Consider the following 24,425-nt stretch of genomic DNA (forward strand, 5'->3'; position numbering starts at 1 on the left):
GTGTCGTTTTGTGCGTTACGGCGTGTGACTTGTTTGCGAAGGGCTGCGTCTTCCAGTGACATCACGTGAGGTGCCCATGCACGATCCGTTTGAAGAATCACTGCGAGACATGCTCAATTCGTCGTCCTCCAGCCGGGATGACGATGCGGTGCTGGGCCGCGTGCTCAAGACAGCCAACCGGCAAGTCGGCGCTGGCGATTTGTTCGGCCTGTTGGGGCGTTGCATCCAGGGGCTGATGATCGCGGTCAACAACGGCTCAGCTCACGTTTCACCCGTTTCCCGTCGCAAGGCGACGATTGCCGGCACCGACCTGTTCGGCGCTCAAGACAAGGCTGATTGAATATGGAATTGGATCTCTGGACGCAGAGTCTGGTTACCGCAATGACTGCGTTGTGGACCAAAGTTGCAAATTTCATCCCGAATCTCTTCGGGGCGTTGGTGGTGGTGCTGTTGGGTTTCGTGGTCGCCAAGCTGCTCGATACCCTGCTTTCCAAGCTGTTGGCGAAGTTGGGCCTGGACCGTCTGATGGGCGGCACGGGGCTCACCAAACTGATCAGTCGTGCAGGCGTCCAGGTGCCGATTTCGACGCTGATCGGAAAGATCGTGTATTGGTTTGTGCTATTGATTTTTCTGGTGTCGGCGGCAGAATCCCTCGGCCTTGAGCGGGTCTCGGCGACACTTGACATGCTGGCTCTGTACCTGCCAAAGGTCTTTGGAGCGGCGCTGGTGTTGCTGGTGGGCGTATTGCTGGCGCAGGTGGTCAACGGTGTAGTGCGTGGCGCGGCAGAAGGCGTCGGGCTGGATTATTCGGCAGGTCTGGGGCGCGTGGCGCAGTGGCTGGTCATTATCATCAGCATTTCGGTCGCCATCAGCCAGTTGGAAGTCAAGACCGACCTGCTGAACCATGTGATTGTCATCGGCTTGATTACCGTTGGTCTGGCGGTTGCGCTGGCGATGGGGCTTGGCAGCCGTGACATCGCGAGCCAGATTTTGGCAGGCATTTATGTGCGGGAGTTGTACGAAGTAGGGCAACAGGTGCGAGTTGGAGAAGTTGAAGGGCAGATCGAGGAGATCGGCACGGTGAAGACCACGCTGCTCACCGACGAGGGTGAGCTGGTGAGTCTGTCGAACCGGATTCTGCTCGAACAGCGCGTGAGCAGCCGCTGAACCGGCAAATCTGATAATGTATGCCGCCGCAAAATTCGGGTGCCCCCTGAGCGCGGTGGATATTGAACTGACTGTCGGCACACTCTGTTTTGAACAAACCCCAATCGCACTCACTGCGTTACGACCCCCGCGAGCTCTCCGATGAGGAGTTGGTGGCGCGCTCGCACGCCGAGTTGTTCCATGTGACTCGGGCCTACGAGGAGCTGATGCGTCGCTACCAGCGGACACTTTTTAATGTCTGCGCGCGATATTTAGGGAACGATCGCGATGCTGACGATGTCTGTCAGGAGGTGATGCTTAAGGTGTTGTATGGCTTGAAGAATTTCGAGGGAAAATCGAAATTCAAGACCTGGCTCTACAGCATCACCTATAACGAATGCATCACGCAGTATCGAAAGGAGCGGCGAAAGCGTCGGTTGATGGACGCTTTGAGTCTCGACCCCCTCGAGGAGGCGTCCGAAGAGAAGTCGCCAAAACCGGAAGAAAAGGGCGGGCTCGATCGCTGGTTGGTTCATGTGAACCCGATCGACAGGGAGATTCTGGTGCTTCGATTTGTCGCGGAACTGGAATTTCAGGAGATCGCAGACATAATGCACATGGGCTTGAGTGCCACGAAAATGCGCTACAAGCGGGCACTCGATAAATTACGTGAGAAATTTGCAGGCATTACCGAAACTTAACTCGGAGCAAATATCTCTAACGGGCAGGCAAGTTCTGATAGACTTGCCGATGAGTTGCCCCCCGATTAGGGGGGCTGCTTTACAATCACCAGATGGGGATTTAACGGATGAAACTGAAAAACACCTTGGGCTTGGCCATTGGTACTATTGTTGCCGCAACTTCGTTCGGCGCTCTGGCACAAGGCCAAGGCGCAGTCGAAATCGAAGGCTTCGCCAAGAAAGAACAGTTCGACAGCGCTCGTAATTTCAAAAATAACGGCAACCTGTTCGGCGGTTCTGTTGGCTACTTCCTGACTGACGACGTTGAATTGCGTCTGGGCTACGACGAAGTGCACAACGTTCGCAGCGACGACGGTCGTAACATCAAGGGCGCTAACACCGCTCTGGACGCTCTGTACCACTTCAACAACCCAGGCGACATGCTGCGTCCTTACGTTTCGGCTGGTTTCTCCGATCAGAGCATCGGTCAGAACGGCTCCGGCGGTCGTAACCGCTCCACCTTCGCCAACATCGGCGGCGGTGCCAAGCTGTACTTCACTGACAACTTCTACGCCCGTGCTGGCGTTGAAGCTCAGTACAACATCGACCAAGGTGACACCGAGTGGGCACCTAGCGTCGGTATCGGTGTGAACTTCGGTGGCGGTTCGAAGAAAGTCGAACCTGCTCCAGCTCCAGTGGCTGAAGTCTGCTCCGACAGCGACAACGACGGCGTTTGCGACAACGTCGACAAGTGCCCTGACACCCCAGCCAACGTCACTGTTGACGCCAACGGCTGCCCGGCTGTTGCCGAAGTTGTCCGTGTTGAGCTGGACGTGAAATTTGACTTCGACAAGTCCGTTGTCAAGCCAAGCAGCTACGGTGATATCAAAAACCTGGCTGACTTCATGAAGCAATACCCACAAACCACCACCACTGTTGAAGGTCACACTGACTCCGTCGGTCCTGACGCTTACAACCAAAAACTGTCCGAGCGTCGTGCAAACGCCGTTAAACAGGTTCTGGTTAACCAGTACGGTGTTGGCGCTAACCGCGTGAACTCGGTTGGCTACGGTGAAACCCGCCCAGTTGCCGACAACGCCACTGAAGCTGGCCGCGCCGTTAACCGTCGCGTAGAAGCACAAGTCGAAGCTCAAGCTAAGTAATTAGCCTTGCTTTGCGAAAAACCCGGCCTCGGCCGGGTTTTTCTTTTTGGGCCCTATAGCGAGTTGACGTTGAGCGCCATCTCTGGCGCGATCTCAACGTTCTTGCATCAATTTTCATTACCCCATGCCCTGGGCGTGTTCGGTGCTGCTCAGTGTTTCAAGAGCCAGATCCACAGAATCCCGTTCAGCACCATTGAACACAGTGCAAGGGTTCGCCATGCTCTGAGCGGGTCGCGCTCCAGCAAGGGCGTGCGTCGCGTTCGCAACGTGGCCAGTTCACCCTGCTGTAAGTGCAATATCCATTCTTCTGCCGTTTCGAAGCGCTTGCGGGGATCGGCTTCCAGCGCCCGTTGCAGGTGCAGATCCAGCCACTCCGGGACCTCGGGACGATAACGGGTGACCGGTATGGGGCGGCTGTATCGGCGGTGCTGAAAGGCTTCGATCTCCCCATACGGATAGTGGCCACTGAGCAGGAAATACAGGGTCACGCTCGCGGCATAAAGGTCCAGCGCCGGAGAAGGGGCTGCACCCACGAAGGCCTCCGGTGCGATGAAGCTTGGCGTGCCGGGGATGTCACCGGGTGTGTCGCTGGAAAGCCCCGGGCAGAACGCCAAGCCGAAATCCAGTACCTTCAGTTCACCCTGATGATCGATGAGCAGGTTTTCAGGTTTGATATCCCTGTGCACGATGTTGCGCCTGTGCAGCAGGCCTACGGCGCCAATCAGCTCGCGCGCCAGGCTAAGCCACCGACTCATCACCATCGGGCCATCCTGCGTGAAGGTTTCCGCCAATGTCTGGCCCGTGCACTCCCGCATGACGTAATACAGATGCTGACGATCCGGCGCAGGGTGGATCTCGGGAAAGAAGCGTCCGGCAACGCGTCGCATGAACCACTCTTCCAGTAACAGCGATGAATCCGCCCCAGGTTCATCGCGACGTGCTTCGGGCAGCGTCTTCAGTAGCCACGCCTGGCCTTGGGCGTCCCGCACGCGATACAGCAGCGACTGGCGTGAACCCGCATGCCGCTTTTCTATCTGCCAGCCTTCAAAATGCTGCCCGGGGGTCAGGGGAGCAGGCAGCTGCCACTGTTGCAAATGAGCCAGCGTGTCGCCCAGCGCGTCGGAGCCCAGTTGCAAAACCTCGACGAGCACGGCCGTAGCGTTGTCCCGGCTGCCCGCCAAGTGTGCAGCCTTGACCAGCGTCCGCACTGCACTGTCCAGATCGTCCTGTTCGGCGAGAATGGATCGAATCCGCTCATCACCGAGGGTCGTCCAGACACCATCACTGACCAACAGCAGCCGCTCGCCTTGGCTGAGCTCCCCGTCCAGATAATCCATCACCACATGCTGGTCCAGCCCCAGCGCGCGCTTGAGGACATGCTGCATGTCCGGCTGTTCCCAGACATGATCCTCCGTGATGCGCTGCATCTTTCCTGAATGCCAGCGATACACGCGGCAGTCTCCGACATGGGCGAGGGTGAAGCGGCGTCCGCGCAGGACCACCACACTGAGCGTGGTCAGGAGCCCATTGGCCAGCAACCACCGATTCTGAGCCGACAGCAGGCGATCCAACGCGTCTGCGATGCTCCAGGTCTCGGGGGTGGCATAGTAGTCGAGTGCAAGTGCCTGCAGGGTAGTCCGTGACGCGAGTCCACCATCTGCGCATTGGCTGACGCCATCGGCCAGGGCAAATAGAAAGCCTTTGCTCGCTGCCAATGTGGCAGCGGGCGTCACCAGGCGCGTGGCGTCCTGATTATCCTGTCTGGGCCCGCTGGCGCTGTGTTCCGCGAAGCGCAGTTGCAACTGGGGTGCAGAGAGAGCAGGTGGTAGCGGGCGATTCACTGGGCAGTCTCCTCCTGCGTCAGACGCGCGCTGCGGTGACTGCTGCCGAACCCCAAGTGGTCCTCCAGCGGCGTTTGACGTTCATCAGTCCGAACCAGGCCAGGACGCCGAGCAGGGCGAACAACCACAGGCCCAGCTGATAGTCGCCTGTGTGCTGCTTGATGGCGCCCAGGCCCGCTGCCAGCAAGAAACCGCCAATCCCTCCTGCCATCCCGATGAGGCCCGTCATGACGCCTATTTCCTTGCGAAACCGCTGAGGCACCAGTTGGAACACGGCACCGTTACCCGCACCGAGCCCAAGCATGGCAGCCACGAAAAATGCCAGCGCGGCCCAAGCGCTGGGAAGATTGAAGCCGACGGCTGCAATGCAGATGGCAGCGACCGCGTACATGCCTGACAGCGTCCGGATGCCTCCGAACCGATCCGCCAATGCGCCGCCTAGCGGCCGCATCAGGCTTCCGCCGAAAACGCACGCGGCAGTGTAATAACCCGCGGTGACTGGACTGAGGCCGTATTGATCGCTGAAATAGCCGGGCAACGCGCTGGCCAGCCCGATGAACCCGCCGAACGTCACGCTGTAAAAAAACATGAACCACCAGCTGTCTCGGTCGCCCAGTGCCTTGAAGTAGTCGCCCATGGACTTGGCTTTGGGCCGTTCCGGTGCGTTGCGGGCCATTAAAGAGAAAGCGATCAGCGTCAGTACGAGCGGCAGCACGGCAAATCCGAAGACGTTGCTCCATCCGAAGGCTGCGGCAAGGACGGGTGCGATCAGGGCGGCGAAGACGGTGCCCGAGTTGCCGGCCCCCGCGATCCCCATCGCCTTGCCTTGATGTTGTGGGGGATACCACTGCGATGCCAGGGGCAAAGCCACTGCGAAAGAGGCGCCCGCCATGCCCAGGAATACGCCCAGCAGCAAGGCCTGTTCGTAGCTGTGGATGCCCAGTTGCCAGGCGCAGAGGAGGGCGCAGATGACAATGACCTGACCGATGATACCGGCGGTCTTGGGGGAAAGCTGATCCGCCAGCATACCCATCAGGAAGCGTAGAAACGCCCCGGCGAGGATGGGCGTCGCGACCATCAGCCCGCGTTGCTGAGTGGTCAGGTGCAAGTCGGTGGCAATCTGGACGGCCAAGGGGCCCAGGAGATACCAGACCATGAAGCTCAGGTCAAAATAGAGAAATGCCGCGAACAGAGTGGGCTTGTGGCCGGCCTTCCAGAAACTTGTAGTCATGTCACACCTCATCTGCAGGAAATCGTTGTGGTGGTCAATTGCACCGCCACGGGTCAGGTCTTGCAGGTGGAGCAGCCGACGGCGCTCCACCCGGTTCTTTTGTCGAGACCAGAACGAAAAAGACGTCGCCACCGATTCGCGCAGGGCGAAAGGGTGAGCGACGTCTTTGTCGTGAGTGGGGGCAACCGCCGTTGGCTACCTGTGTGTTCTTTAAAGCAAAGTGTGGGCCAAAGGCGCGTAACGGGGCATCAGCCCAACAATTCGTTCATGGCAATGATCTGTTCCGCGACTTGAACAAGCTTCTGCTGTCGGCTCATGGCCTGCCTGCGCATCAAGGTGTAGGCCTCTTCCTCGTTGCAGTTTTTCATTTTCATCAGCAAGCCTTTGGCCGTCTCGATGCGTTTGCGCTCAGCCAATTGCTGGTCGCGCGCCTGCAACTGGGCGCGCAGATCCTGGTCGCTCTCGAAGCGGGCCATGGCCACGTCGAGAATCGGTTGCAAGCGTTGCGCGTGAATGCCTTCGACGATGTACGCGCTAACCCCCGACTTGATGGCCTGGCGCATCACACCAGGGTCGTGTTCATCGGTGAACATCACGATAGGCCGGGGCAGATCGCGGGTGACCAGCACCACTTGCTCCATCACATCGCGGCCGGGAGATTCGGTGTCGATCAGGATGACATCGGGTCGCACCGCTTGAACGCGTTTCGGCAAGTCGATGATCAGACCGGACTCGTCGATGACGTCAAAACCCGCCTCGACCAGTGCGGCTCTCAGGCGGCCGACTTTTTTCGGCGTATCGTTGATCAGCAGGATGCGCAACATATCCCGCCCTCAATGTTCGTTGGCGTCAGGCGCGGCACCGGCCAGCGCGTGAAGTGTGAAGCTGCGGGCATAACCTGCCGGATCGCGGCCGTCCCAAACCTTGCCATCGATCAACTGGCTGCTGCGCAGGGGCGAAGAGGGCACTTCTATGCTCAGGGCGCTGGCGGCTTGACGATACAGGTCCAACTGCTGGACCTGGCGGGCAACTGCCAGGTAATCCGGGTCTTCGCGCAGCAACCCCCATCGGCGGAATTGCGTCATGAACCACATCCCGTCAGACAGATACGGCATGTTCACCTCGCCATTGCGGTGAAAACTGACCGCGTGGTGATCCTGCCATTCATGACCGAGCCCGTCGCTGTAGTGGCCGAGCAATCGTGCTTCGATATCCTCGACCGGCGCGTTCACGTAGTCGACGCCGCTGAGCATTTGCGCAGCACTGCGGCGGTTGTCGAGGCTCCCCTCGATGAAGCGACTGGCCTCCAGCACTGCCATGACCAGGGCTCGTGCGGTGTTGGGGTATTGCTCGACAAACGCCAGGCTGCAGCCCAGCACCTTTTCCGGGTGGTCGGGCCAGATGGTCTGGCTGGTGGCAAGCGTAAAACCGAGCCGCTGGTTGACGGCGCTCGCCCCCCAGGGTTCGCCCACGCAGAACCCATCGATTCGCCCGGCCTTGAGATGCTCAACCATTTTGGGTGGCGGCACCACGACGCTCTCGACATCCTCGAGCGGGTGAATGCCTTGGCTGGCCAGCCAATAATACAGCCACATCGCGTGATTGCCGGTGGGCAGGGTCTGGGCGAAGGTCAGTTTTGTCCCGCTTTGGTGCGTATGGCGGTCCAGTGCTTCAGGAGTGATCACACCTGCCTGCTGCAGCGCCGTGGACAGGTTGATGCTCTGGCCATTCTGGTTCAACCCCATGAGCACTGCCATGTCCTGGGCCGCCACGCCAATGCCCAGTTGCGCTGCGTAGACCAGGCCATACAGGCTATGGGCGGCATGCAGTTCGCCATTGACCAGGTTATCGCGCAGGCTGCTCCAGGACGTCTGGCGCCGTAGTTGGATGTTGAGGCCGTATGGCTGGGAAAAACCCTGAGTGGCGGCGACGATCAGTGATGCGCAGTCAGTCAACGGCATAAAGCCCACGTCGATGCTGTTCAATTCCGGCGCGTCGCTGCCGTTGACCCAGGCCAATGCCGTAGGGAGGCTGTCATTCATGTGCTCGGTTCCGCGTGAAAGCGCGTTGGGGGCCATCGACCTTCCAAAAAAAAAAACGCCGCGCCCTCCGGGCTTTCGTCCAGAAGGTCGCGACGCCATTGTCAAATGCAGCCCGCCGTTGGACTGCACGTTTGACGCTATCCGAAGCAAGCCATATGCCAGCGAGTTCTCCAAGACGGCAAACTTAACGACATGCCTCGCGCTTGACCCTCGCGCACGTCTATAATCCGCGGCTGACTTCAGCCTCTCACGAGCCATGCCTGCCCATGTACAACCTGGCCCGCCAGTTACTGTTCAAACTCTCCCCTGAAACCTCTCACGATCTGTCCATCGATTTGATCGGCGCAGGGGGTCGGTTGGGTCTCAATAGCGTGTTCACCAAGGCACCCATGCGCCTGCCGGTGACTGTGATGGGCTTGCAGTTCCCCAATCCGGTGGGGCTGGCAGCCGGCCTGGACAAGAATGGCGCGGCCATCGATGGTTTCGCCCAACTGGGTTTCGGTTTCGTCGAGATCGGCACCGTGACGCCACGCGCTCAGCCAGGCAATCCGAAACCTCGGATCTTCCGCCTGCCTCATGCGGAGGGGATCATCAACCGCATGGGGTTCAATAACCTGGGTGTCGATCATCTGGTCAGCCGTGTGCAGGCGGCTCGATACAACGGCGTGCTGGGCATCAATATCGGTAAGAATTTTGACACCCCGGTGGAGCGCGCCGTCGACGACTACCTGATCTGTCTGGACAAGGTCTATGCCCACGCCAGCTACGTCACGGTCAACGTCAGTTCGCCCAACACGCCGGGTCTGCGCAGCCTGCAATTCGGCGACTCGCTCAAGCAACTGCTCGAAGCGCTGCGTGTGCGCCAGGAAGCCTTGACGCAGACCCATGGCAAACGCGTGCCGCTGGCGATCAAGATCGCCCCGGACATGAGCGACGAAGAGACTGTGCTCGTTGCCCATGCGTTGCTCGAATCGGGAATGGACGCCGTCATCGCCACCAACACCACCCTGAGCCGTGAAGGCGTCGAGAGTCTGCCACACGCCGACGAAGCGGGCGGGTTGTCGGGCGCGCCGGTGCGCGAGAAGAGCACCCACATCGTCAAGGTGCTGGCTGCGGAGTTGGGCGGCAAACTGCCGATCATCGCCGCCGGCGGGATCACCCAAGGTCGCCATGCTGCGGAAAAGATCGCGGCTGGCGCGAGCCTGGTGCAGGTGTATTCGGGCTTCATCTACAAGGGCCCGGCGCTGATTCGTGAATCGGTGGATGCGATCGCGGCGATGGGCCGTTGAGGTTCAAACGAAAAGAGGGGTCCCCATAGGGACCCCTCCTGGGCGTTGGCCCGCCGTCCGGATGGGACGTGCATGGTGCAGGTGTGAAGTGAATCTGATTGTCGAATCTCTTTTTAAGAAACCTTAATTAGGTCGGTCACCCAAGTGAAAAGGGTGTCAGCCGACTGCGTGAAGTTCGTTGAGTCTGTGTATACCCGCAGTGCCGGTCATACCGTCCCAGTTGTCGCCGCGTCCCTCTCGCCAGCCGTTGATCCAGGCTTGACGTACCGACGGTAGAGTAAATGGGCAAAGCTCACGGGATTTACCAGTTACGCCGTATTGATATCCGCGCGAAAAAGCTCTTTCCAACGGATCACGCTTAAGTCTTCTCATAGGGTGTTGCCCTCGTTTGTTGACTGTTATGTCCCTGGAGACCTCAGGTTGAGGCCAGGCAGAAATCATCTGCCGTTTCGTCGCCCGCTGCCGGCGTCGCGGGCTCTGCACCCCCGTCATTGCGTCGAAGGCTGAGGTGATTTCTAACCAATGAACCGAAGGGTGTGAATGACCGTTTTGTCATAAGAACGTAACGATTGAAGCTTTAAGGCCATAAGTGATGGGTGGATTCGCCGGGCTTTTTGCCGCCGAGCCCCTGATATGGGGGGCCCTGATCGAATGTGCGACGCGTTCTCATGCGGCCGTGATGGCTGATTGACGTCAGATTTAAAGCGACGAAGGGTCACCTCTGTGGCTTCTTATTCCCTTTGTTGTCGTGCTGAATCATGTTTTCAAATCAGATTTCGCGAACCCGGTGGTAGTTGGACCACGGGCTTCGCCGCCGCCTTCGACCTGTATCGTTGCGGCAAATGGGCACAACGGGTGTGCCACGCAGGTGTCCTCTCGGAAAGGCACCTGTTTGAAACAGGGCGGGCAACGCGTTGCCTGGCCACATTACGCCTTATGGCTCTGGAATTCTTATGTCGGACCGCTACGAACTCTTCCTCACCTGTCCCAAAGGGCTGGAAAGCCTGCTCGCTGAGGAGGCCACTGCGCTTGGCTTGCAGGACACCCGCGAACATACCTCGACCATTCGCGGCATCGCCGACATGGAAACCGCCTACCGGCTGTGCCTGTGGTCGCGTTTGGCCAACCGTGTCCTGCTGGTGCTCAAACGCTTTACGATGAAAAACGCCGATGACTTGTATCACGGCGTCCATGACATCGACTGGGCAGACCATCTGGAGCCCGACGGTACTCTGGCGGTGGAGTTCAGCGGCCATGGCTCGGGCATCGACAACACGCATTTCGGCGCTCTCAAGGTCAAGGATGCCATCGTCGACAAGCTGCGGACCCCCGATGGCGAGCGGCCTTCCATCGATAAGCTCAACCCGGATCTGCGTGTCCACCTGCGTCTGGATCGCGGTGAAGCGATTCTCTCCCTTGACCTGTCCGGCCACAGCCTGCACCAGCGGGGCTATCGCCTGCAGCAGGGCGCCGCGCCGCTCAAGGAAAACCTCGCCGCTGCCGTGCTGATCCGCTCGGGCTGGCCGCGTATCGCTGCCGAAGGAGGCGCGCTGGCTGACCCGATGTGCGGCGTGGGGACGTTTCTCGTGGAAGCAGCGATGATCGCCGCGGACATTGCGCCCAATCTCAAGCGCGAACGCTGGGGTTTTTCCGCGTGGCTGGGCCATGTCCCTGCGCTCTGGCGCAAGCTGCACGACGAGGCGCTGGCCCGCGCCGAAGCAGGGCTGGCTCGTCCACCGTTATGGATACGCGGGTATGAAGCCGATCCGCGGTTGATTCAACCGGGTCGCAATAACGTCGAAAGGGCCGGGCTGTCGGACTGGATCAAAATCTACCAGGGCGAAGTGGCCACCTTCGAGCCGCGTCCGGACCAGAACCAGAAAGGTCTGGTGATCTGCAACCCGCCCTACGGCGAGCGCCTGGGGGACGAAGCGAGCCTGCTGTACCTCTATCAGAACCTCGGCGAGCGTCTGCGTCAGGCCTGTCTCAACTGGGAGGCTGCCGTTTTTACAGGGGCGCCGGACCTGGGCAAGCGCATGGGCATCCGCAGTCATAAACAGTACGCTTTCTGGAACGGTGCGTTGCCCTGCAAACTGTTGCTGATCAAGGTGCGACCGGATCAGTTCGTCACAGGTGAGCGCCTCAGCCCCGAACAGCGTCAGGCCGCCCGTGAACAGGCCGTCTCCGATCCACTGCCAGAGGGGCTGCAGGCGCGCGCGCTGAATAAGAACGGTAACCCCATCAAGCCCGCGCCCGCGCCGGCGGTCGAGCAGCCACGCCTCAGCGAAGGCGGCCAGATGTTCGCCAACCGTCTGCAAAAGAACGTCAAGGCCCTGAGCAAGTGGGTCAAGCGCGAAGGCATCGACTGCTACCGCGTCTACGATGCCGACATGCCTGAATACGCGATGGCCATCGACCTGTATCACGATTGGGTGCATGTTCAGGAATATGCAGCGCCCAAATCGATCGATCCGCAAAAGGCTTCGATCCGCATGTACGACGCGCTGGCGGCCATTCCTCAGGCCTTGAACATCGACAAGAGCCATGTGGTGGTCAAACGTCGCGAGCGCCAGAGCGGGACGAAGCAATATGAGCGTCAAAGCGCGCAAGGCAAGTTCAATGAGGTCAACGAAGGCGGCATCAAGCTGCTGGTCAACTTGACCGACTACCTGGATACCGGGCTGTTCCTCGACCACCGGCCAATGCGCATGCGTATTCAGCGGGAGGCGCAAGGCAAACGTTTTCTCAACCTGTTCTGTTACACCGCCACCGCGACGGTGCATGCCGCCCGGGGCGGTGCCCGCAGCACCACCAGCGTTGACCTGTCGAAAACCTACCTGGATTGGGCGCGTCGTAACCTGTCGCTCAACGGCTTCTCCGACAGACAGCGTCTGGAACAGGGCGATGTGATGGCCTGGCTGGAAAGCAGCCGTGACGAATACGACCTGATCTTCATCGACCCGCCCACTTTCTCCAATTCCAAACGCATGGAAGGGGTGTTCGATGTCCAGCGCGATCACGTGCAACTGATCGACTTGGCCATGGCGCGTCTGGCCAGTGGCGGGGTGTTGTACTTCTCGAACAATTTCCGCAAGTTTCAGATGGAAGAGCATGTGCCTCAGCGCTATGCCGTCGAGGAAATCACTGCACAGACCATCGACCCGGATTTCGCCCGCAACGGGAAAATTCATCGGGCCTGGAAGATCACTGCGCGCTAAGCTGACCTCCCCGGACGGATAGGCCAGGCCGCAGAGGGCAATGCCTGATGCGGCCTGGAGTACGCGACATGTAGCACTAGGCAAACTAATGGCTAATAGCTATAACTGAGCTCTGGCCACGGGTCGCAGCAACACTGTGGCGCCATGAGTGCTGGCTATGTCGTCAAATCGGACCCGCGCCAAGATTCTTGGCTTCATCAATGAAGACACCTCGTCCTGGGTCTTGGCCACGTTAGTGTTTTCCGCAGGTGCGGTACTCACGGCGTTATTGGCGCTGGCCAATGTCGAGCTGTATCAGCGCCAATTGCGACAGCGGTTCGAGCTGCTCGCCGCTGAGCGGATCAGCCGTGTGCAGGATCGTCTCGAAGGTCAGATCCGTCGCCTTGACGGCCTTCGTCGCTTTTTCATGTATTCCAATGAGGTCTCGGAGGAGGGCTTCAATGGCTTCGCGCGCCCGTTGTTGATCCTGACGCAAGCTTATTCCTGGGCGCCCAAAGTGCTTGATATCGAACGGTCTCCCTTTGAGCTGCAGGCCCGAGAAGACGGCCACGCAGGTTATTCCGTTCGTGAGCTTTCCAGCGCCGGTGAGTTGGTGTTGGCAGGACGCCGCCCGGTGTACTACCCGGTCCGCTTCAGCCAAAGTCGCAGTACGCTGGCATTGCCTTTCGGTTTCGACCTCAGTTCCGAACCCGTCCGCCGGGCGACGCTGGAGCGTGCGTTGCGGTCCGGCACGATGGCGGCTTCCCCGCGCATCGATCTGGTGGGCCTCGACGCTGAGAACCGCAAGGGGATTCTCTTGGTCGCCCCGGTTTTTCCACGCACCCTTTCCGATCTCGGGCAACCAGGCACGTTCGAGGGGTTTCTGATGGCGGTGATCAGCATGCGCACGATGATGACCGAAGGCTTGCCACCCATCGAACAGGACAACCTGGCGCTTACCTTGGACGACGTCACCTCCTCATCGGAGCCGACACGGCTTTATGATTCGACCGCCTCTGCCATCCCCAGTGAGTTGTCGATTGTCCGAACGCTGGATTTCGCCGGACGCAGGTTCCAAGTGCAGCTGCGGCCAACGGCCGTGTTTGCGGGCGCCAACCCCTCGTCCAACGAAAGCGTGATCATCCTGGGCGCGTTGCTCAGTTTCATGATCAGCGCGTTGCTCTATGTGCTGATCAGTCAACGTCAGCGCGCGATCCGGCTGGTCGAGCAGCGAACCTTGCAGTTGCGCCAGCGGGAACAGAAGTTGCGCAGCGCTCACAGCCAGTTGACCAATGTCCTGGAGGCCACGACCCAGGTGGCGATCATTGCCACGGACCTGGATGGTGTGATCACGACCTTCAATATCGGCGCGGAAAAGATGCTCGGCTACAGCAGCGCGGAGGTGAGCGGCGTCCTGACGCTGCGTCAGTTGCACCTGTTTTCTGAGCTGGCCGACCACGTGTCCGAGCTGAGCCAACGCTACGGCCGACCGATCAAGGCCTGCGAGGCGATGCTGGTGGAAGCCGTTGAAGAACACAGCCACCAGACCAACGACTGGACGTTCGTGCGCCGCGACGGCAGTCACTTGCGCGTCAATATGCAAGTCAGTCCGATGCTCAATGAACACAATCAGTGGGTCGGTTACCTGGCAGTCTGTGTCGATATCACCGAGCGCAAGCGGGTGGAGGAGGAACTGCGCACGATGTCCGTGACGGACGCGCTGACCGGGGTCTTCAACCGACGGTATTTTCAAGAGCGTCTGCAGGCCGAGCTGTCGCGTGTCGGGCGCTACGGTGGAGCATTCGCGGTGGTCATGCTCGACATTGATCATTTCAAGCGCATCAATGACCAGTTGGGTCATGCGGTAGGCGATCGCGTTCTGCAAGCGATCTGCCAGCGGCTCAGTCATCGTCTTCGGGGCAGCGATGTGTTTTGCCGCCTTGGTGGCGAGGAGTTCATGATCCTGTGCCCTGACACCGATGGGGCGCAGGCCTATGGGTTGGCCACGGAGCTTAGGGCGGCATTACGCGCCGAGCCGGTGGACGGCGTGGGGCAGGTCACCGCAAGTTTCGGCATCGCGAGCTGGCGCGAGGGTGAAGGTGGCGATTCACTGCTGGTCCGGGCGGATGCCGGGGTGTATGCAGCAAAAATGGCCGGTCGCGACCGGATCGGACCGGAACGGGTGTAGCCGTACCCGCCGTGACCTTGCGTCGAGTCGTTGCATCACTCGGTTACATAACCTCGGCTGAACTATTTTTTTCCACCGGAACTCCAAAAAGTCGCCTGTATAAAGCCCGAAAAGGGAAATGGAGTTCTGAAATGATCAAGACACTGACTGCCGTCGTCCTTGCCACCGCCTCACTGGCCGCCGCACCTTTTGCGTTGGCGGACAAACCTGGCCCTGGCTGGATCACCATCGAGAAGGCCATTGAAAAAGCCAAGTCTGCGGGCTACACGCAGATCTATAAAATCGAAGCCGATGACAATGGCTACTGGGAAGGCGAGGGGCGTAAAGCCGACAGCCTGACGTATGAATTCCGTATCGATGGCACCTCCGGCAACATTCTTCGGGACCAGAAAGACTGATTCCCAGCGGGGGCGTCGCATCCGACGCTCCCTCTATCTCCCTCGCCAGGCTTTACTCCTCCCCACATATCCAACACCCTTGCCACTCTTTTCTTTCTCACCCCAGCAGGAAGCGGTGCATGAGTGTGCGTATCGAGTTCAAAAGCAATCCCGACGAAGACGAACGTCTCCAGATTCTGGAACCGCTTCGAGCGTATAACGCCTCGAAAGCGGGGGATGGAATGTCAAAAAAATTTGCCTTTTTTGTACGAGACGAGGAAACCGACGCCGTACTGGGTGGGCTTTACGGGCGCATTCTGTATCGCTGGATGTTTATCCAACTGCTCGTCGTGCCCGAGCGTGCGCGAAGCCAAAAGTTAGGCAGTCGGCTGATGGCCATGGCCGAGGATTTTGCCCGTGAGCAGCAATGCATCGGAGTGTGGCTGGACACCTTCGAATTCCAGGCACCCGGTTTTTATCGCAAGCAGGGTTATCAAGCCTTCGGCCAACTGAGTGATTACCCGCCCGGGCATTCTCGGCTGTTCTTTCAGAAACGACTGGACACAGTCAACGGCTGATCTTCGACGGTGCAGGTTGGCGCGGGACTTGCGTAAGCGAGCTGGGCGGGAAGCGAGCGCGCGGTTTACCGAATGAAACGCACGCAGTAATCTCCGAACGCATTTCACATTCTGTTCGGCTTCCCCACTTCCAATAATCACGCCGGAGCTTCAGATGCCTTCACCCCGCGACACGGCTGCCACCGAAACCCTCTCTTTTGTCGAACTGACCGAGCTTCTACAGCGCATTTTCCTGCGTCACGGAACGTCGCCGGCGGTGGCGCAAGTGCTGGCCGAGAACTGTGCCAGCGCCGAACGGGATGGCTCCCACAGCCATGGGATCTTTCGCATCAAGGGTTACCTGGCCTCATTGGGGGCAGGGTGGGTGGACGGCCAAGCGGTGCCACACGTCGAAGACGTGGGGGCCGCGTTCGTGCGGGTCGATGCTGGCGGTGGCTTCGCTCAGCCGGCGTTGCACGCTGCTAGAGCACTGGTGGTCGAGAAGGCGCGTCACGCAGGCGTCGCGATCCTGGCCATTCGTAATTCCCACCATTTTGCAGCGCTGTGGCCAGACGTCGAACCCTTCGCTCAGGAGGGGCTCGTGGCGTTGAGTGTGGTCAACAGCATGACCTGTGTGGTGCCTCATGGTGCCCAAAGGCCCTTGTTCGGCACCAACCCTATCGCCTTCGCCGCCCCACGCGCCGAGGGCCCGCCCATCGTTTTCGACATGGCGACGAGCGCCATTGCCCATGGTGATGTCCAGATCGCGGCGAGGGAAGGGCGCGCCCTTGCACCCGGCATGGGGGTCGATGGCGCGGGGCAACCCACGCAGGACCCCAAGGCCGTGTTGGACGGCGGCGCGCTGCTCACCTTTGGCGGGTACAAAGGATCGGCCCTGTCGATGATGGTCGAGTTGCTCTCGGCTGCGCTCACGGGAGGGCATTTTTCATTTGAGTTCGATATGTCCACCAAACCAGGCGCCCAGACGCCTTGGACCGGACAGTTGATCATCGTGATAGACCCCGACAAAGGCAGCGGACAGTCATTCGCCCAACGCAGCGAAGAGCTGGTTCGGCAAATGCACGGCGTGGGGCAGGAGCGGATGCCTGCTGATCGACGTTATCGCCAGCGCCAGAAATCCCTGGCCGAGGGCATCGTGCTGTCTGCGACGGACTTGGCCCACCTTCAAGCGCTGGCGGCGCGCTAGGCCGCTGGCGCTGGAACCCTGCCCGCCAGCTTGACCGCCATCGGATGCTGCAGCGCAATGTGCAGCCGCTGAAGATGGCGGCTGTCCAGTGTTTCGTCCGATGATCGGACTTTGGTCGCACAGGGCATGGCCAGTGCACTGGCGCTGATCGCGGCCAGCACCGACACGAATAGCAGGGCAATGAGCGTCTTCATGGTCGTGTCTCGACGGTAAAGGGAGAATGGGCTACCTCGCTGCACCCTACCTCTGGCAATGGCTGCGCCGGTATCCCGTTACTGCCCCGTGCTTGCCCGATGCTGTTGGATGGCCGCGCAAAGGCGGACGACCGTTCGTCAAGACAGGGCTTGCATCCGTTGTTAAAGAAAAAGTACTGTATGCATGAACAGTATGTGACTAGAGAGATCGACCATGCAGATGAATCACGCTCAAACCGCCTCACCGTTCATTTCTGAAGTGACAGACGTCACATTCGATAGCGTTTGGGGCAACGCGATGCAACGAGAAGACTTTCTGGCATTGGCGGCCGGTGTCCGGCAATTCAGCCAGGAGCTGGCCGGGCTAACGCTCGTTTCCACTGCGCACCGTCCCGCTGCCGAGCAGGCATAGCCGAGAGAATGCCAGCGTTGCCAACGTTGGTGGTGAGTGGGGTTTCAGTGTTTATAAGTGGAGCGGGCCACGCGGGTTCGCGTCGAAAGATCTTCGGCATCGGGCTGACGCCGTTTGCCCATCTTGATCAGGCTCAACGCGAACAAAGTCCCCATGAGCGACAAGGCACACCACGCCAGGATAAATGTGATCACGTCTGGTTCTCCGAACTGCATGAATCGGGTGCCCGCTACAGGCCGGCATTCCATCCGAATCTATCGGCCATGTTGACGTATTCCTGAGGCCGTAAGGGCAAATCTTGAACAATCGTCGAAGCAATCGCAACTCCCCCGGACCAGTGGGGTCTGGAACTTAACAGCTTACGTTTGAGGCTATTGATCATGAACATTGGCCGACGATTGAAGGAAGAGCGAAAACGTCTTGGGTTGTCCCAGCAGGAATTTGGCGCTGTGGGTGGTGTTGAGGCCAATGCCCAAGGCAAGTACGAAAGCGGGGAGCGTATTCCTCGCGCTGATTACCTTGCCGACCTGGAAAAGCGAGGCGTCGACATCCTTTATGTGCTGTCAGGCAAGCGAACGCCGTTGGCGATCGATGCGCTTAGCGAAGCGGAGCGAGCAATCATCACGCACTATCGCGCATTGGGCGAAAAGGATCGGTACGCCATTTCGCAATTGGCCGATTCCCTGTCTGAATGTGCACCGGAACACTCCACTGCCTGAAGTGCACTCACCCGTGGTTGTGGTCGAATATATGAAACGTTTATGATTCGTATATTCACGACGAGGGTTACCCATGGGTCTAGTCAAGATTTCCGAACAGATGCACGCCAACATTCGCTCGGCCAGTGCGGCTCTCAGCCGCTCCATCAATGCGCAAGCTGAACACTGGATGCGCATCGGCATGCTGGCCGAGCTCAACCCGGGTCTGACCTACAGCGATATTTCCCAGATGCTGATCCGCGCTGAGTTGACGGGAGACGCTTTGTTCCAGGGGCAGGCCGATTCATCCGAGGGTGGCGACTTCAAGATCGGGGTGGCGACTCGATGAGCATCACTCTGAAAAGCGAAGCCGATATGGTGGGCCTGCGAGTAGCGGGTCGTCTGGCCGCGGACGTACTCGCGATGATTGCGCCCCATGTCAAACCTGGCATCAGCACCGAAGCCTTGGATGACCTGTGCAACGACTATATCGTCAATGTCCTCAAGGTCACGCCTGCCAATGTGGGCTACCACGGGTTCACCAAAACCACCTGCATATCGCCCAATACCGTCGTATGCCACGGCATCCCTTCGCCAGATGACATCCTCAAGGAAGGCGATATCGTCAACATCGACGTCGCCGTCATCAAGGATGGCTGGTATGGCGACACCAGTCGCATGTACTACGTCGGCGAGGTGAGCCCGTTGGCAAGGCGTTTGGTAGAGACCACCTACGAGGCGACGCTGGCGGGTATCCATGCCGTACGCCCAGGCGCGACCCTGGGCGACATCGGGAATGCCATTCAGACGGTCGCTTACCGCGAGGGCTTCAGTGTCGTGCGCGAATATTGCGGCCATGGCATCGGACGTAAATACCATGAAGAACCGCAGGTGCTGCATTATGGCGCCGCAGGGAAGGGGCTGAAGCTCAAACCTGGGATGGTGTTCACCATCGAGCCCATGATCAATGCTGGCAAACCAGGAACCCGAGTGCTTGACGACGGCTGGACGGTGCTGACCCGCGACCAGTCACTCTCCGCTCAATGGGAGCACATGGTCGCGGTCACCCCGACTGGTTTTGAACTGCTCACGCCGTGGCCTGACGGGACAGGTGCGTTTCCGCCGGTATGACAGCTTCTTCCCGGACGAATAAAGTCACAATTGATCGAGTGACGAAAACTCGATGGGGCTTGTAGGATTTGTCTCGTTCCCCTGGAGTGCTGCGGCCTGACCGGCTCATGGATGATCAGGCATGCAGCACTTGGGGAGAACACCAGACTATTTCCCCAAAAAGAAACCGGCCTAGGCCGGTTTCTTCGCAGATGCGAGTCAGCCCTGCAACTGCTTCGCCGCATCGACTCCGGCCGAGCTGAGCTTGACCGGGTATTTCAACGATCGCTCGCCCTTGTCGGGGTGATCGACACATCCATCGTGTATCAGACCTGCCTGCTGAAGATGTTCGAGCGTGTCGGCGACGGCATTCTCGCCTCGGTAATTGTCCAGGATTTCCTTGCCCAGCCCGGCAGGGTGGGCGTGCAACAGCCGGGTCAGCACCTCGTGCTTGAGTGCGTTATCGATGGTCATGTTCTTCCTCGCTTTGCTGGTTTGATGAGCGCTGCTTGTAGATACCGACCATCTGCCCCTCGGATCGTTTTGCGTTTCTGCTCAATTGGCTATCAAGTGCGTTTCCATTGAACTTGAGTCACCCCCAGTGCTTCGGCGTAAAGCATCGCCAAGCGCAAGGGGGCAGTGGCCACGCTGCCTTCGAGATTACCGACGCCGGCGTGCAGTGTGGCGTAATGCAGCGCCTCGCTCTCGCACAGGTGCCGGGCATGGTGGGAAAACTGTCGCGGTTCGCCTCTGAATCGGTAATGAATTTCAAAATCCTTAGAGTCATTCATCATGGGCCTGTTGGGCGTCTGATACGCCGGTCTGAAATTGGAGTACTTCCTGATGTACCTGACAGCGTCGCCGGAGGTTGTTGCAGCGATGCTGTCACTTCATTTCGGGATCGATACAGGCTGCTGGAGGGTATCCTGCCTTGGATCGTAATGCGGTTCTCTGCCTGAGAGGCGTCACTGGGTGTCGCTAAAATCGATACTGCCCGACAGAGAATTGCACTGTTTGCCGGTCGTTTGAACTGCGCGCCGATAAGCGGCGATGTGCCATATCTTTTTGAATGGTCCAGCGGTGGTGAGACCCTCGCTCTCTACGCGATTCAATGCTTTTAGAGGAGTCAGGCTATGGTCAGGCCTCCATCGGGCAGGATCAGCTGCATGGCCCTCCAATGATGAAAAAAAGGCAATCTAATGGCCCGCATGTCCACCCTTTTCTGAAAAAATCCTTACCTTTCAGGGTATTCCGGGACATAGCGTATGCGAAGTGTGGGGCTAAGTGTGGCGGCATGGGTCTTGATGATGGCAGCGATGCCTGCGCAAGCCCGTGATATCAGCAAGAACGATCTTCAAGTGTGCAAGTGGGGTTCGGACGTCGCAAAGACGGCTCAGCAATCCAAGCTCGCAGGCACGACCCTCTCCAGCGCTCGCAAGCATCTGCAAAAGCGCCATTATTCACAGCCGTGGATGCGAAAGATGGCGCTAGGCATCACTGATCAGACCTATAAAAGCCCGTCCCGCCTCAAGCCTGTAGCGGTCAAACAGGCCTATTACGAAGGCTGCGTTCAGCATGATCTGGCGCGCAAGTGAGCAGGGGGCAGTGACGCCGACATGGGCGTCTCTGCCTGGATTGAGTTCAATGGCAATTGCCGGCGAGGTGGTAATGTTGCGCTTCCGCAGCGGCTGCGCTGATGAACTCGACGCGGTTCTTCTCTGACACGCTGTTGTAGGAAGGGCAGTCAGGGCGATGGTAGACCATGGTTTTCTTGTTTCCACGGATCGCTACCGTAAGGGGCTTGGTGCTGCCAGGGTTCACAGCGGCAGGCCGCATCGGGTTGGGGGCACTGGGTCTGGCAGCGCGCGCACTGTTGGCCGTGACGCCTTCCATCAGACTTGCGCGGAGGAAAATGGGCGCGTGGTCAGAAACCTTTTCCCGCCCTTGGGCATGGGTCAGTCCGAGAAATTTCGGGTAGTTGAATACCTCCACGGCCCTGACCTTGATCGCTGAATCCTTACTGATGAAGATGTTGTCGTACAGGTTGGAAAATTTGCCGTCAGTGGTGGACAGTGTGCTGGCACCCTGGAGCATCAGCGGGCGAGCGCTGTCATCGAGCTTTTCCCAGGCAGAAGAAGTGGGCGGTGTGTTGAAGTCACCCACCAGCAGGATCGCGTTATTGCCCGGGTAGGTCTCTTTCAACCAGGTCCAGTAACTGGACAGCGCTGTAATCTCTGACGCACGATCCGCCTGATTTTTGCCGTAGAGAATGTGCACGGTGGCGACCACGAAGGTGGTGTCGTCCTTGAGCGATCTGAAGCGCGCGGAGTAGGGCTCGCGCTCGAAGGTGTCGCCGCGATCCAGGTAGGTTACGGCGCCATCTTCATAGCTCACTGCATCATCGCGCCAGATGAAACCGTACATCTCTTTATAAGAGGAACGGCCCACGGCATGGGAAGCCATTGCGCTCCAGTGTTTGCCGGTCTGGCGCGTCAATTCTTGCGCAAGGGTTTGGAGCGCTTGCTCGCTCATCAGCTCTTGTATCGCAAGGAAATCGACACGTTGCGCGACTTTGGCAATCGCCTGAAAGTCCTTGGTCGGGCGCACATTCAAGTGTTCCAGGTTCCAAGTGCCCATGTTGAGGTCAGCGTGAGCGTGGGGCAGGAGGGCGAAGGTCAGTACAAGCGAAGCGAACACTCTAAACATGAAAGACAGCCAGGCAAATTGAAACGAAAATGAGCCGTTCGTACCGACTCGTGGGTGGTGCGCAGACCGAGGGGTCAATCTTCTCTAGGCACGGTCCAGAAAATCTGTACGCCTCCATCGTCACGCCACGCCAGGGTCACGTTATCGTTCTCGGCGATTTCCTCCAGCAGTTGGCTCCAATCATCTTCCTGTTCGTTGGCGAGCCGGAAAATCAACGCCGATCGTGAGCGCTGGGCAGTGGGTGAGTTGATGATTTTCTGAATGCGCGAGGCCAGTTGCTCATAAGAAGCCGGCGCGGGAGCGAGACTGTCGGACACGAATGAATCCTTTTGTTTTAACTGTATGCGCATACAGTATTTTATCGTGGGGGATTTCGCAATGGGACTTAGGAATATTCATCAACGCGGCCAACTCCTTGATTCGTATAGGAGAGCGGGCAATCTCGAACCAAAAGCGCTCGCGCCGATCAGATGCTCTGTCGGCGAATCAGTTCGCACCGGCCATGAGAACGAGGAGTCAGCATGAAGATGAAAAGCGTGGGGCCGCTTCTGGCGTTGGTAAGTTGCGTGTGGCTGGCAGGGTGCTCTACTGCGACCGTGGTGACGTTGCAGAACGGTACGCAGTATGTGACCAAGGACCTGCCGAAAACCAAGAACAAGGATGGCTTCTATGAGTTCGAAGACATCTCAGGCAAAAAAGTGAAAGTTCGGGCTGATGAGGTCGCAACGGTCAAGGAAGAAGATTGAAGACCAGCCCCTGATCGAACACCGTTCGATCAGGCATCCTGACGCGCATCGGATGGTGGAGCAGGGCAGCGTCAACCGTGATCCCTGAGTCGGGAGGGATAGGTGGACAACCCACTCGAACGCCGGCCGGAGGCTGATCGAATCCGTGTGATCTCCTCCCGCAGCCTGTCTCGCACCACCATCTGCTGCTCTGGCGATAGCGACTCGTACCACTGGCGCTGGGCCTCTCTGTCTCGCCCCACAGGACTCGCCCCCGGCAGGGACGCAATCATGGAGTGCACGAATTCCGAGGCAGGATCGGATCCTGCCTCCGCTGGGATTTCGTTTGTAGCCGGGCTTGTCATTATTACTCCCGCAGTTCATCGGTAAAGCCATGGGGAATGGCGATGTCAGATAGCCTCTATCTTAGCGCATCTATAGGTTTTACAGAGGATTAGCACACGGATTTCGCGTACTGCCTGAGGTGTAAAGGGGCGATTGCCGCCGTTGGCGTCATACAAGAGGGCGGCTGCGCGCCGCAGGGATCGAGCGAGCAGTTGACAAAGGCCTAAAGGGTTACCATAGTTCGGCTCACGCAAACGTTTGCGGTCCCATCGTACCTCGATCGGGATTCAAACGGTGCCGATACAATAATCATAATGTCGGAGTGATCCCATGAAGCTGCCCTTCGCTGCACGTCTTCTCGCTGTCGCCATGCTCACCGCGAGCTCCCTTTCCCTGCCTATCTCGTCCGCTTACGCCGACGAAGCCAAAAAGCCGACCGTCGCGCTGGTGATGAAGTCCCTGGCTAATGAGTTCTTCCTGACCATGGAAGACGGCGCCAAGGACTATCAGAAGCAACACTCCGCCGACTTCGATCTGATTTCCAACGGCATCAAGAACGAATCCGATACCGCCGCGCAGATTGACATCGTCAACCAAATGATCGTCAAAAAGGTCGATGCCTTGGTCATAGCCCCTGCTGATTCCAAAGCGCTGGCGTCGGTGATCAAGAAGGCCATCGACGCCGGGATCAAAGTCGTCAACATCGACAACCAGCTTGATCCCGAAGTGCTGAAAAGCAAGAACATCGAAGTGCCGTTCGTAGGGCCGAATAACCGCAAGGGCGCGAAATTGGTCGGCGACTATTTGGCCAAACAGCTCACGGCGGGTGATCAGGTCGGGATCATCGAAGGTGTTCCGACCACCACCAACGCGCAGCAACGCACTGCCGGTTTCAAGGATGCAATGGACGCTGCGCAGATGAAAATCGTGTCCACGCAATCGGGTAACTGGGAAATCGATAAAGGCAATGCCGTCGCCTCGGCGATGCTTAACGAGTACCCGAACCTGAAGGCGCTGCTGGCCGGAAACGACAGCATGGCATTGGGCGCCGTGTCCGCGGTCAGGGCGGCGGGCAAAGCGGGCAAGGTGCAAGTCGTGGGCTACGACAACATCAATGCGATCAAGCCAATGCTCAAGGATGGTCGCGTACTTGCGACCGCTGACCAGTTCGCCGCGCGTCAGGCCGTGTTTGGCATCGACACGGCACTGAAGATGATCAAAGGCGACAAGCTCGACATCAAGGACGGCGTCATCGAGACCCCTGTCGAATTGGTCACCAAGCCGCAATAAGCCGTTTTCCTATCATCCGTAACGACC

28 protein-coding genes are annotated in these 24,425 nt (G+C 58.8%); 17 read left to right on the top strand and 11 right to left on the bottom strand.

The window, feature by feature from the left end:
- Nucleotides 1-76 precede the first annotated feature (76 nt).
- The 4 genes from N5D61_RS00315 (at nt 77) to N5D61_RS00330 (ending at nt 2,989) form a co-directional block, all read left to right on the top strand.
- On the top strand, nt 77-340 hold the full coding sequence (locus N5D61_RS00315; protein ID WP_108238041.1) for a CrfX protein: 264 nt from the start codon (nt 77-79) through the stop codon (nt 338-340).
- 2 nt (nt 341-342) lie between these two features.
- Nucleotides 343-1,167, top strand: a complete 825-nt coding sequence (locus N5D61_RS00320) for a mechanosensitive ion channel domain-containing protein (RefSeq protein ID WP_108238042.1) — start codon at nt 343-345, stop codon at nt 1,165-1,167.
- 89 nt (nt 1,168-1,256) lie between these two features.
- Nucleotides 1,257-1,847, top strand: coding sequence for an RNA polymerase sigma factor SigX (gene sigX, locus N5D61_RS00325; protein ID WP_108238043.1), 591 nt, complete (start codon nt 1,257-1,259; stop codon nt 1,845-1,847).
- 107 nt (nt 1,848-1,954) lie between these two features.
- Nucleotides 1,955-2,989, top strand: a complete 1,035-nt coding sequence (locus N5D61_RS00330) for an OmpA family protein (protein ID WP_108238044.1) — start codon at nt 1,955-1,957, stop codon at nt 2,987-2,989.
- A gap of 149 nt (nt 2,990-3,138) precedes the next feature.
- Here N5D61_RS00330 and N5D61_RS00335 read toward each other — a convergent pair whose 3' ends face one another.
- The 4 genes from N5D61_RS00335 to N5D61_RS00350 form a co-directional block, all read right to left on the bottom strand.
- Nucleotides 3,139-4,830, bottom strand: coding sequence for a bifunctional protein-serine/threonine kinase/phosphatase (locus N5D61_RS00335; RefSeq protein WP_279890067.1), 1,692 nt, complete (start codon nt 4,828-4,830; stop codon nt 3,139-3,141).
- A 19-nt stretch (nt 4,831-4,849) separates the two neighbouring features.
- Nucleotides 4,850-6,061 (bottom strand): NarK/NasA family nitrate transporter, encoded by a 1,212-nt coding sequence (locus tag N5D61_RS00340; RefSeq protein WP_279890068.1) that lies wholly within the window; start codon nt 6,059-6,061, stop codon nt 4,850-4,852.
- A 248-nt stretch (nt 6,062-6,309) separates the two neighbouring features.
- On the bottom strand, nt 6,310-6,885 hold the full coding sequence (locus tag N5D61_RS00345) for an ANTAR domain-containing response regulator (protein WP_108238045.1): 576 nt from the start codon (nt 6,883-6,885) through the stop codon (nt 6,310-6,312).
- Nucleotides 6,886-6,894: 9 nt separating this feature from the next.
- Entirely contained in the window at nt 6,895-8,103 is a 1,209-nt protein-coding gene (locus N5D61_RS00350) for a CmpA/NrtA family ABC transporter substrate-binding protein (protein ID WP_279890069.1), read from the bottom strand.
- Between the two features lie 266 nt (nt 8,104-8,369).
- Here N5D61_RS00350 and N5D61_RS00355 point away from each other — a divergent pair, with 266 nt between their 5' ends.
- The gene (locus tag N5D61_RS00355; RefSeq protein ID WP_279890070.1) at nt 8,370-9,392 is read left to right on the top strand and encodes a quinone-dependent dihydroorotate dehydrogenase; all 1,023 of its coding nucleotides are present in this window, start codon (nt 8,370-8,372) and stop codon (nt 9,390-9,392) included.
- Nucleotides 9,393-9,548: 156 nt separating this feature from the next.
- Here the strand turns inward: N5D61_RS00355 and rmf are convergent, their stop codons facing one another.
- Nucleotides 9,549-9,764, bottom strand: coding sequence for a ribosome modulation factor (gene rmf / locus N5D61_RS00360; protein ID WP_010223328.1), 216 nt, complete (start codon nt 9,762-9,764; stop codon nt 9,549-9,551).
- 581 nt (nt 9,765-10,345) lie between these two features.
- On the opposite strand from rmf, the gene rlmKL reads away from it, so the two are divergent.
- The 5 genes from rlmKL (at nt 10,346) to N5D61_RS00385 (ending at nt 16,918) form a co-directional block, all read left to right on the top strand.
- On the top strand, nt 10,346-12,610 hold the full coding sequence (gene rlmKL / locus N5D61_RS00365; protein WP_279890072.1) for a bifunctional 23S rRNA (guanine(2069)-N(7))-methyltransferase RlmK/23S rRNA (guanine(2445)-N(2))-methyltransferase RlmL: 2,265 nt from the start codon (nt 10,346-10,348) through the stop codon (nt 12,608-12,610).
- 157 nt (nt 12,611-12,767) lie between these two features.
- On the top strand, nt 12,768-14,777 hold the full coding sequence (locus N5D61_RS00370; protein WP_279890073.1) for a diguanylate cyclase: 2,010 nt from the start codon (nt 12,768-12,770) through the stop codon (nt 14,775-14,777).
- 131 nt (nt 14,778-14,908) lie between these two features.
- The gene (locus N5D61_RS00375) at nt 14,909-15,175 is read left to right on the top strand and encodes a PepSY domain-containing protein (RefSeq protein WP_108238049.1); all 267 of its coding nucleotides are present in this window, start codon (nt 14,909-14,911) and stop codon (nt 15,173-15,175) included.
- A gap of 119 nt (nt 15,176-15,294) precedes the next feature.
- Nucleotides 15,295-15,732: a GNAT family N-acetyltransferase gene (locus tag N5D61_RS00380; protein WP_279890074.1), complete on the top strand. Its 438-nt coding sequence runs from the start codon at nt 15,295-15,297 to the stop codon at nt 15,730-15,732.
- A 154-nt stretch (nt 15,733-15,886) separates the two neighbouring features.
- Nucleotides 15,887-16,918, top strand: a complete 1,032-nt coding sequence (locus tag N5D61_RS00385; RefSeq protein WP_279890076.1) for an Ldh family oxidoreductase — start codon at nt 15,887-15,889, stop codon at nt 16,916-16,918.
- On the opposite strand, the gene N5D61_RS00390 is transcribed toward N5D61_RS00385, so the two are convergent.
- Complete coding sequence (locus N5D61_RS00390) at nt 16,915-17,112, bottom strand: hypothetical protein (RefSeq protein ID WP_279890077.1); 198 nt, start codon at nt 17,110-17,112, stop codon at nt 16,915-16,917. The genes N5D61_RS00385 and N5D61_RS00390 overlap by 4 nt on opposite strands.
- A 214-nt stretch (nt 17,113-17,326) precedes the next feature.
- Here N5D61_RS00390 and N5D61_RS00395 point away from each other — a divergent pair, with 214 nt between their 5' ends.
- Nucleotides 17,327-17,524, top strand: a complete 198-nt coding sequence (locus N5D61_RS00395; RefSeq protein WP_279890078.1) for a hypothetical protein — start codon at nt 17,327-17,329, stop codon at nt 17,522-17,524.
- A 44-nt stretch (nt 17,525-17,568) separates the two neighbouring features.
- Here N5D61_RS00395 and N5D61_RS00400 read toward each other — a convergent pair whose 3' ends face one another.
- Nucleotides 17,569-17,718 carry a hypothetical protein gene (locus tag N5D61_RS00400; protein ID WP_158541433.1) on the bottom strand — a complete coding sequence of 50 codons (150 nt, stop codon included), beginning with the start codon at nt 17,716-17,718 and terminating at the stop codon, nt 17,569-17,571.
- Between the two features lie 186 nt (nt 17,719-17,904).
- On the opposite strand from N5D61_RS00400, the gene N5D61_RS00405 reads away from it, so the two are divergent.
- From N5D61_RS00405 to map, 3 genes are all read left to right on the top strand, one after another.
- Nucleotides 17,905-18,243 carry a helix-turn-helix transcriptional regulator gene (locus N5D61_RS00405; RefSeq protein WP_108238053.1) on the top strand — a complete coding sequence of 113 codons (339 nt, stop codon included), beginning with the start codon at nt 17,905-17,907 and terminating at the stop codon, nt 18,241-18,243.
- 73 nt (nt 18,244-18,316) lie between these two features.
- On the top strand, nt 18,317-18,571 hold the full coding sequence (locus N5D61_RS00410; RefSeq protein WP_108238054.1) for a ParD-like family protein: 255 nt from the start codon (nt 18,317-18,319) through the stop codon (nt 18,569-18,571).
- A complete protein-coding gene (gene map / locus N5D61_RS00415) occupies nt 18,568-19,353 on the top strand; it encodes a type I methionyl aminopeptidase (RefSeq protein WP_279890081.1) in 786 nt (261 codons plus the stop codon). The genes N5D61_RS00410 and map overlap by 4 nt, the downstream gene beginning before the upstream one ends.
- 198 nt (nt 19,354-19,551) lie before the next feature.
- Here the strand turns inward: map and N5D61_RS00420 are convergent, their stop codons facing one another.
- Nucleotides 19,552-19,806 carry a hypothetical protein gene (locus N5D61_RS00420; protein WP_108238056.1) on the bottom strand — a complete coding sequence of 85 codons (255 nt, stop codon included), beginning with the start codon at nt 19,804-19,806 and terminating at the stop codon, nt 19,552-19,554.
- A 92-nt stretch (nt 19,807-19,898) separates the two neighbouring features.
- Nucleotides 19,899-20,123, bottom strand: coding sequence for a DUF6555 family protein (locus tag N5D61_RS00425; RefSeq protein ID WP_108238057.1), 225 nt, complete (start codon nt 20,121-20,123; stop codon nt 19,899-19,901).
- A gap of 474 nt (nt 20,124-20,597) precedes the next feature.
- On the opposite strand from N5D61_RS00425, the gene N5D61_RS00430 reads away from it, so the two are divergent.
- The gene (locus tag N5D61_RS00430) at nt 20,598-20,927 is read left to right on the top strand and encodes a hypothetical protein (protein ID WP_279890082.1); all 330 of its coding nucleotides are present in this window, start codon (nt 20,598-20,600) and stop codon (nt 20,925-20,927) included.
- A 46-nt stretch (nt 20,928-20,973) separates the two neighbouring features.
- On the opposite strand, the gene N5D61_RS00435 is transcribed toward N5D61_RS00430, so the two are convergent.
- Both N5D61_RS00435 and N5D61_RS00440 read right to left on the bottom strand, forming a co-directional pair.
- Nucleotides 20,974-22,038, bottom strand: a complete 1,065-nt coding sequence (locus N5D61_RS00435; RefSeq protein WP_279890083.1) for an endonuclease/exonuclease/phosphatase family protein — start codon at nt 22,036-22,038, stop codon at nt 20,974-20,976.
- 74 nt (nt 22,039-22,112) lie between these two features.
- Nucleotides 22,113-22,388, bottom strand: coding sequence for a DUF1654 domain-containing protein (locus N5D61_RS00440; RefSeq protein WP_279890084.1), 276 nt, complete (start codon nt 22,386-22,388; stop codon nt 22,113-22,115).
- A 171-nt stretch (nt 22,389-22,559) separates the two neighbouring features.
- On the opposite strand from N5D61_RS00440, the gene N5D61_RS00445 reads away from it, so the two are divergent.
- Entirely contained in the window at nt 22,560-22,784 is a 225-nt protein-coding gene (locus N5D61_RS00445) for a YgdI/YgdR family lipoprotein (protein ID WP_108238061.1), read from the top strand.
- A 654-nt stretch (nt 22,785-23,438) separates the two neighbouring features.
- A complete protein-coding gene (locus N5D61_RS00450; RefSeq protein ID WP_279890085.1) occupies nt 23,439-24,398 on the top strand; it encodes a sugar ABC transporter substrate-binding protein in 960 nt (319 codons plus the stop codon).
- Nucleotides 24,399-24,425: the final 27 nt, after the last annotated feature.

Origin of the sequence: Pseudomonas sp. GD03842, assembly GCF_029841165.1 — a bacterium.
GTDB lineage: Bacteria > Pseudomonadota > Gammaproteobacteria > Pseudomonadales > Pseudomonadaceae > Aquipseudomonas.

Bases quoted from the DNA above. Each gene is read 5' to 3' on its own strand.
- N5D61_RS00315 (WP_108238041.1), top strand. From the start codon at position 77: ATGCACGATCCGTTTGAAGAATCACTGCGAGACATGCTCAATTCGTCG.
- N5D61_RS00320 (WP_108238042.1), top strand. From the start codon at position 343: ATGGAATTGGATCTCTGGACGCAGAGTCTGGTTACCGCAATGACTGCG.
- N5D61_RS00330 (WP_108238044.1), top strand. From the start codon at position 1,955: ATGAAACTGAAAAACACCTTGGGCTTGGCCATTGGTACTATTGTTGCC.
- N5D61_RS00340 (WP_279890068.1), bottom strand. From the start codon at position 6,061: ATGACTACAAGTTTCTGGAAGGCCGGCCACAAGCCCACTCTGTTCGCG.
- N5D61_RS00345 (WP_108238045.1), bottom strand. From the start codon at position 6,885: ATGTTGCGCATCCTGCTGATCAACGATACGCCGAAAAAAGTCGGCCGC.
- N5D61_RS00350 (WP_279890069.1), bottom strand. From the start codon at position 8,103: ATGAATGACAGCCTCCCTACGGCATTGGCCTGGGTCAACGGCAGCGAC.
- N5D61_RS00355 (WP_279890070.1), top strand. From the start codon at position 8,370: ATGTACAACCTGGCCCGCCAGTTACTGTTCAAACTCTCCCCTGAAACC.
- rmf (WP_010223328.1), bottom strand. From the start codon at position 9,764: ATGAGAAGACTTAAGCGTGATCCGTTGGAAAGAGCTTTTTCGCGCGGA.
- rlmKL (WP_279890072.1), top strand. From the start codon at position 10,346: ATGTCGGACCGCTACGAACTCTTCCTCACCTGTCCCAAAGGGCTGGAA.
- N5D61_RS00370 (WP_279890073.1), top strand. From the start codon at position 12,768: ATGTCGTCAAATCGGACCCGCGCCAAGATTCTTGGCTTCATCAATGAA.
- N5D61_RS00375 (WP_108238049.1), top strand. From the start codon at position 14,909: ATGATCAAGACACTGACTGCCGTCGTCCTTGCCACCGCCTCACTGGCC.
- N5D61_RS00380 (WP_279890074.1), top strand. From the start codon at position 15,295: ATGAGTGTGCGTATCGAGTTCAAAAGCAATCCCGACGAAGACGAACGT.
- N5D61_RS00385 (WP_279890076.1), top strand. From the start codon at position 15,887: ATGCCTTCACCCCGCGACACGGCTGCCACCGAAACCCTCTCTTTTGTC.
- N5D61_RS00390 (WP_279890077.1), bottom strand. From the start codon at position 17,112: ATGAAGACGCTCATTGCCCTGCTATTCGTGTCGGTGCTGGCCGCGATC.
- N5D61_RS00395 (WP_279890078.1), top strand. From the start codon at position 17,327: ATGCAGATGAATCACGCTCAAACCGCCTCACCGTTCATTTCTGAAGTG.
- N5D61_RS00405 (WP_108238053.1), top strand. From the start codon at position 17,905: ATGAACATTGGCCGACGATTGAAGGAAGAGCGAAAACGTCTTGGGTTG.
- N5D61_RS00410 (WP_108238054.1), top strand. From the start codon at position 18,317: ATGGGTCTAGTCAAGATTTCCGAACAGATGCACGCCAACATTCGCTCG.
- map (WP_279890081.1), top strand. From the start codon at position 18,568: ATGAGCATCACTCTGAAAAGCGAAGCCGATATGGTGGGCCTGCGAGTA.
- N5D61_RS00420 (WP_108238056.1), bottom strand. From the start codon at position 19,806: ATGACCATCGATAACGCACTCAAGCACGAGGTGCTGACCCGGCTGTTG.
- N5D61_RS00425 (WP_108238057.1), bottom strand. From the start codon at position 20,123: ATGAATGACTCTAAGGATTTTGAAATTCATTACCGATTCAGAGGCGAA.
- N5D61_RS00430 (WP_279890082.1), top strand. From the start codon at position 20,598: ATGCGAAGTGTGGGGCTAAGTGTGGCGGCATGGGTCTTGATGATGGCA.
- N5D61_RS00435 (WP_279890083.1), bottom strand. From the start codon at position 22,038: ATGTTTAGAGTGTTCGCTTCGCTTGTACTGACCTTCGCCCTCCTGCCC.
- N5D61_RS00440 (WP_279890084.1), bottom strand. From the start codon at position 22,388: ATGCGCATACAGTTAAAACAAAAGGATTCATTCGTGTCCGACAGTCTC.
- N5D61_RS00445 (WP_108238061.1), top strand. From the start codon at position 22,560: ATGAAGATGAAAAGCGTGGGGCCGCTTCTGGCGTTGGTAAGTTGCGTG.
- N5D61_RS00450 (WP_279890085.1), top strand. From the start codon at position 23,439: ATGAAGCTGCCCTTCGCTGCACGTCTTCTCGCTGTCGCCATGCTCACC.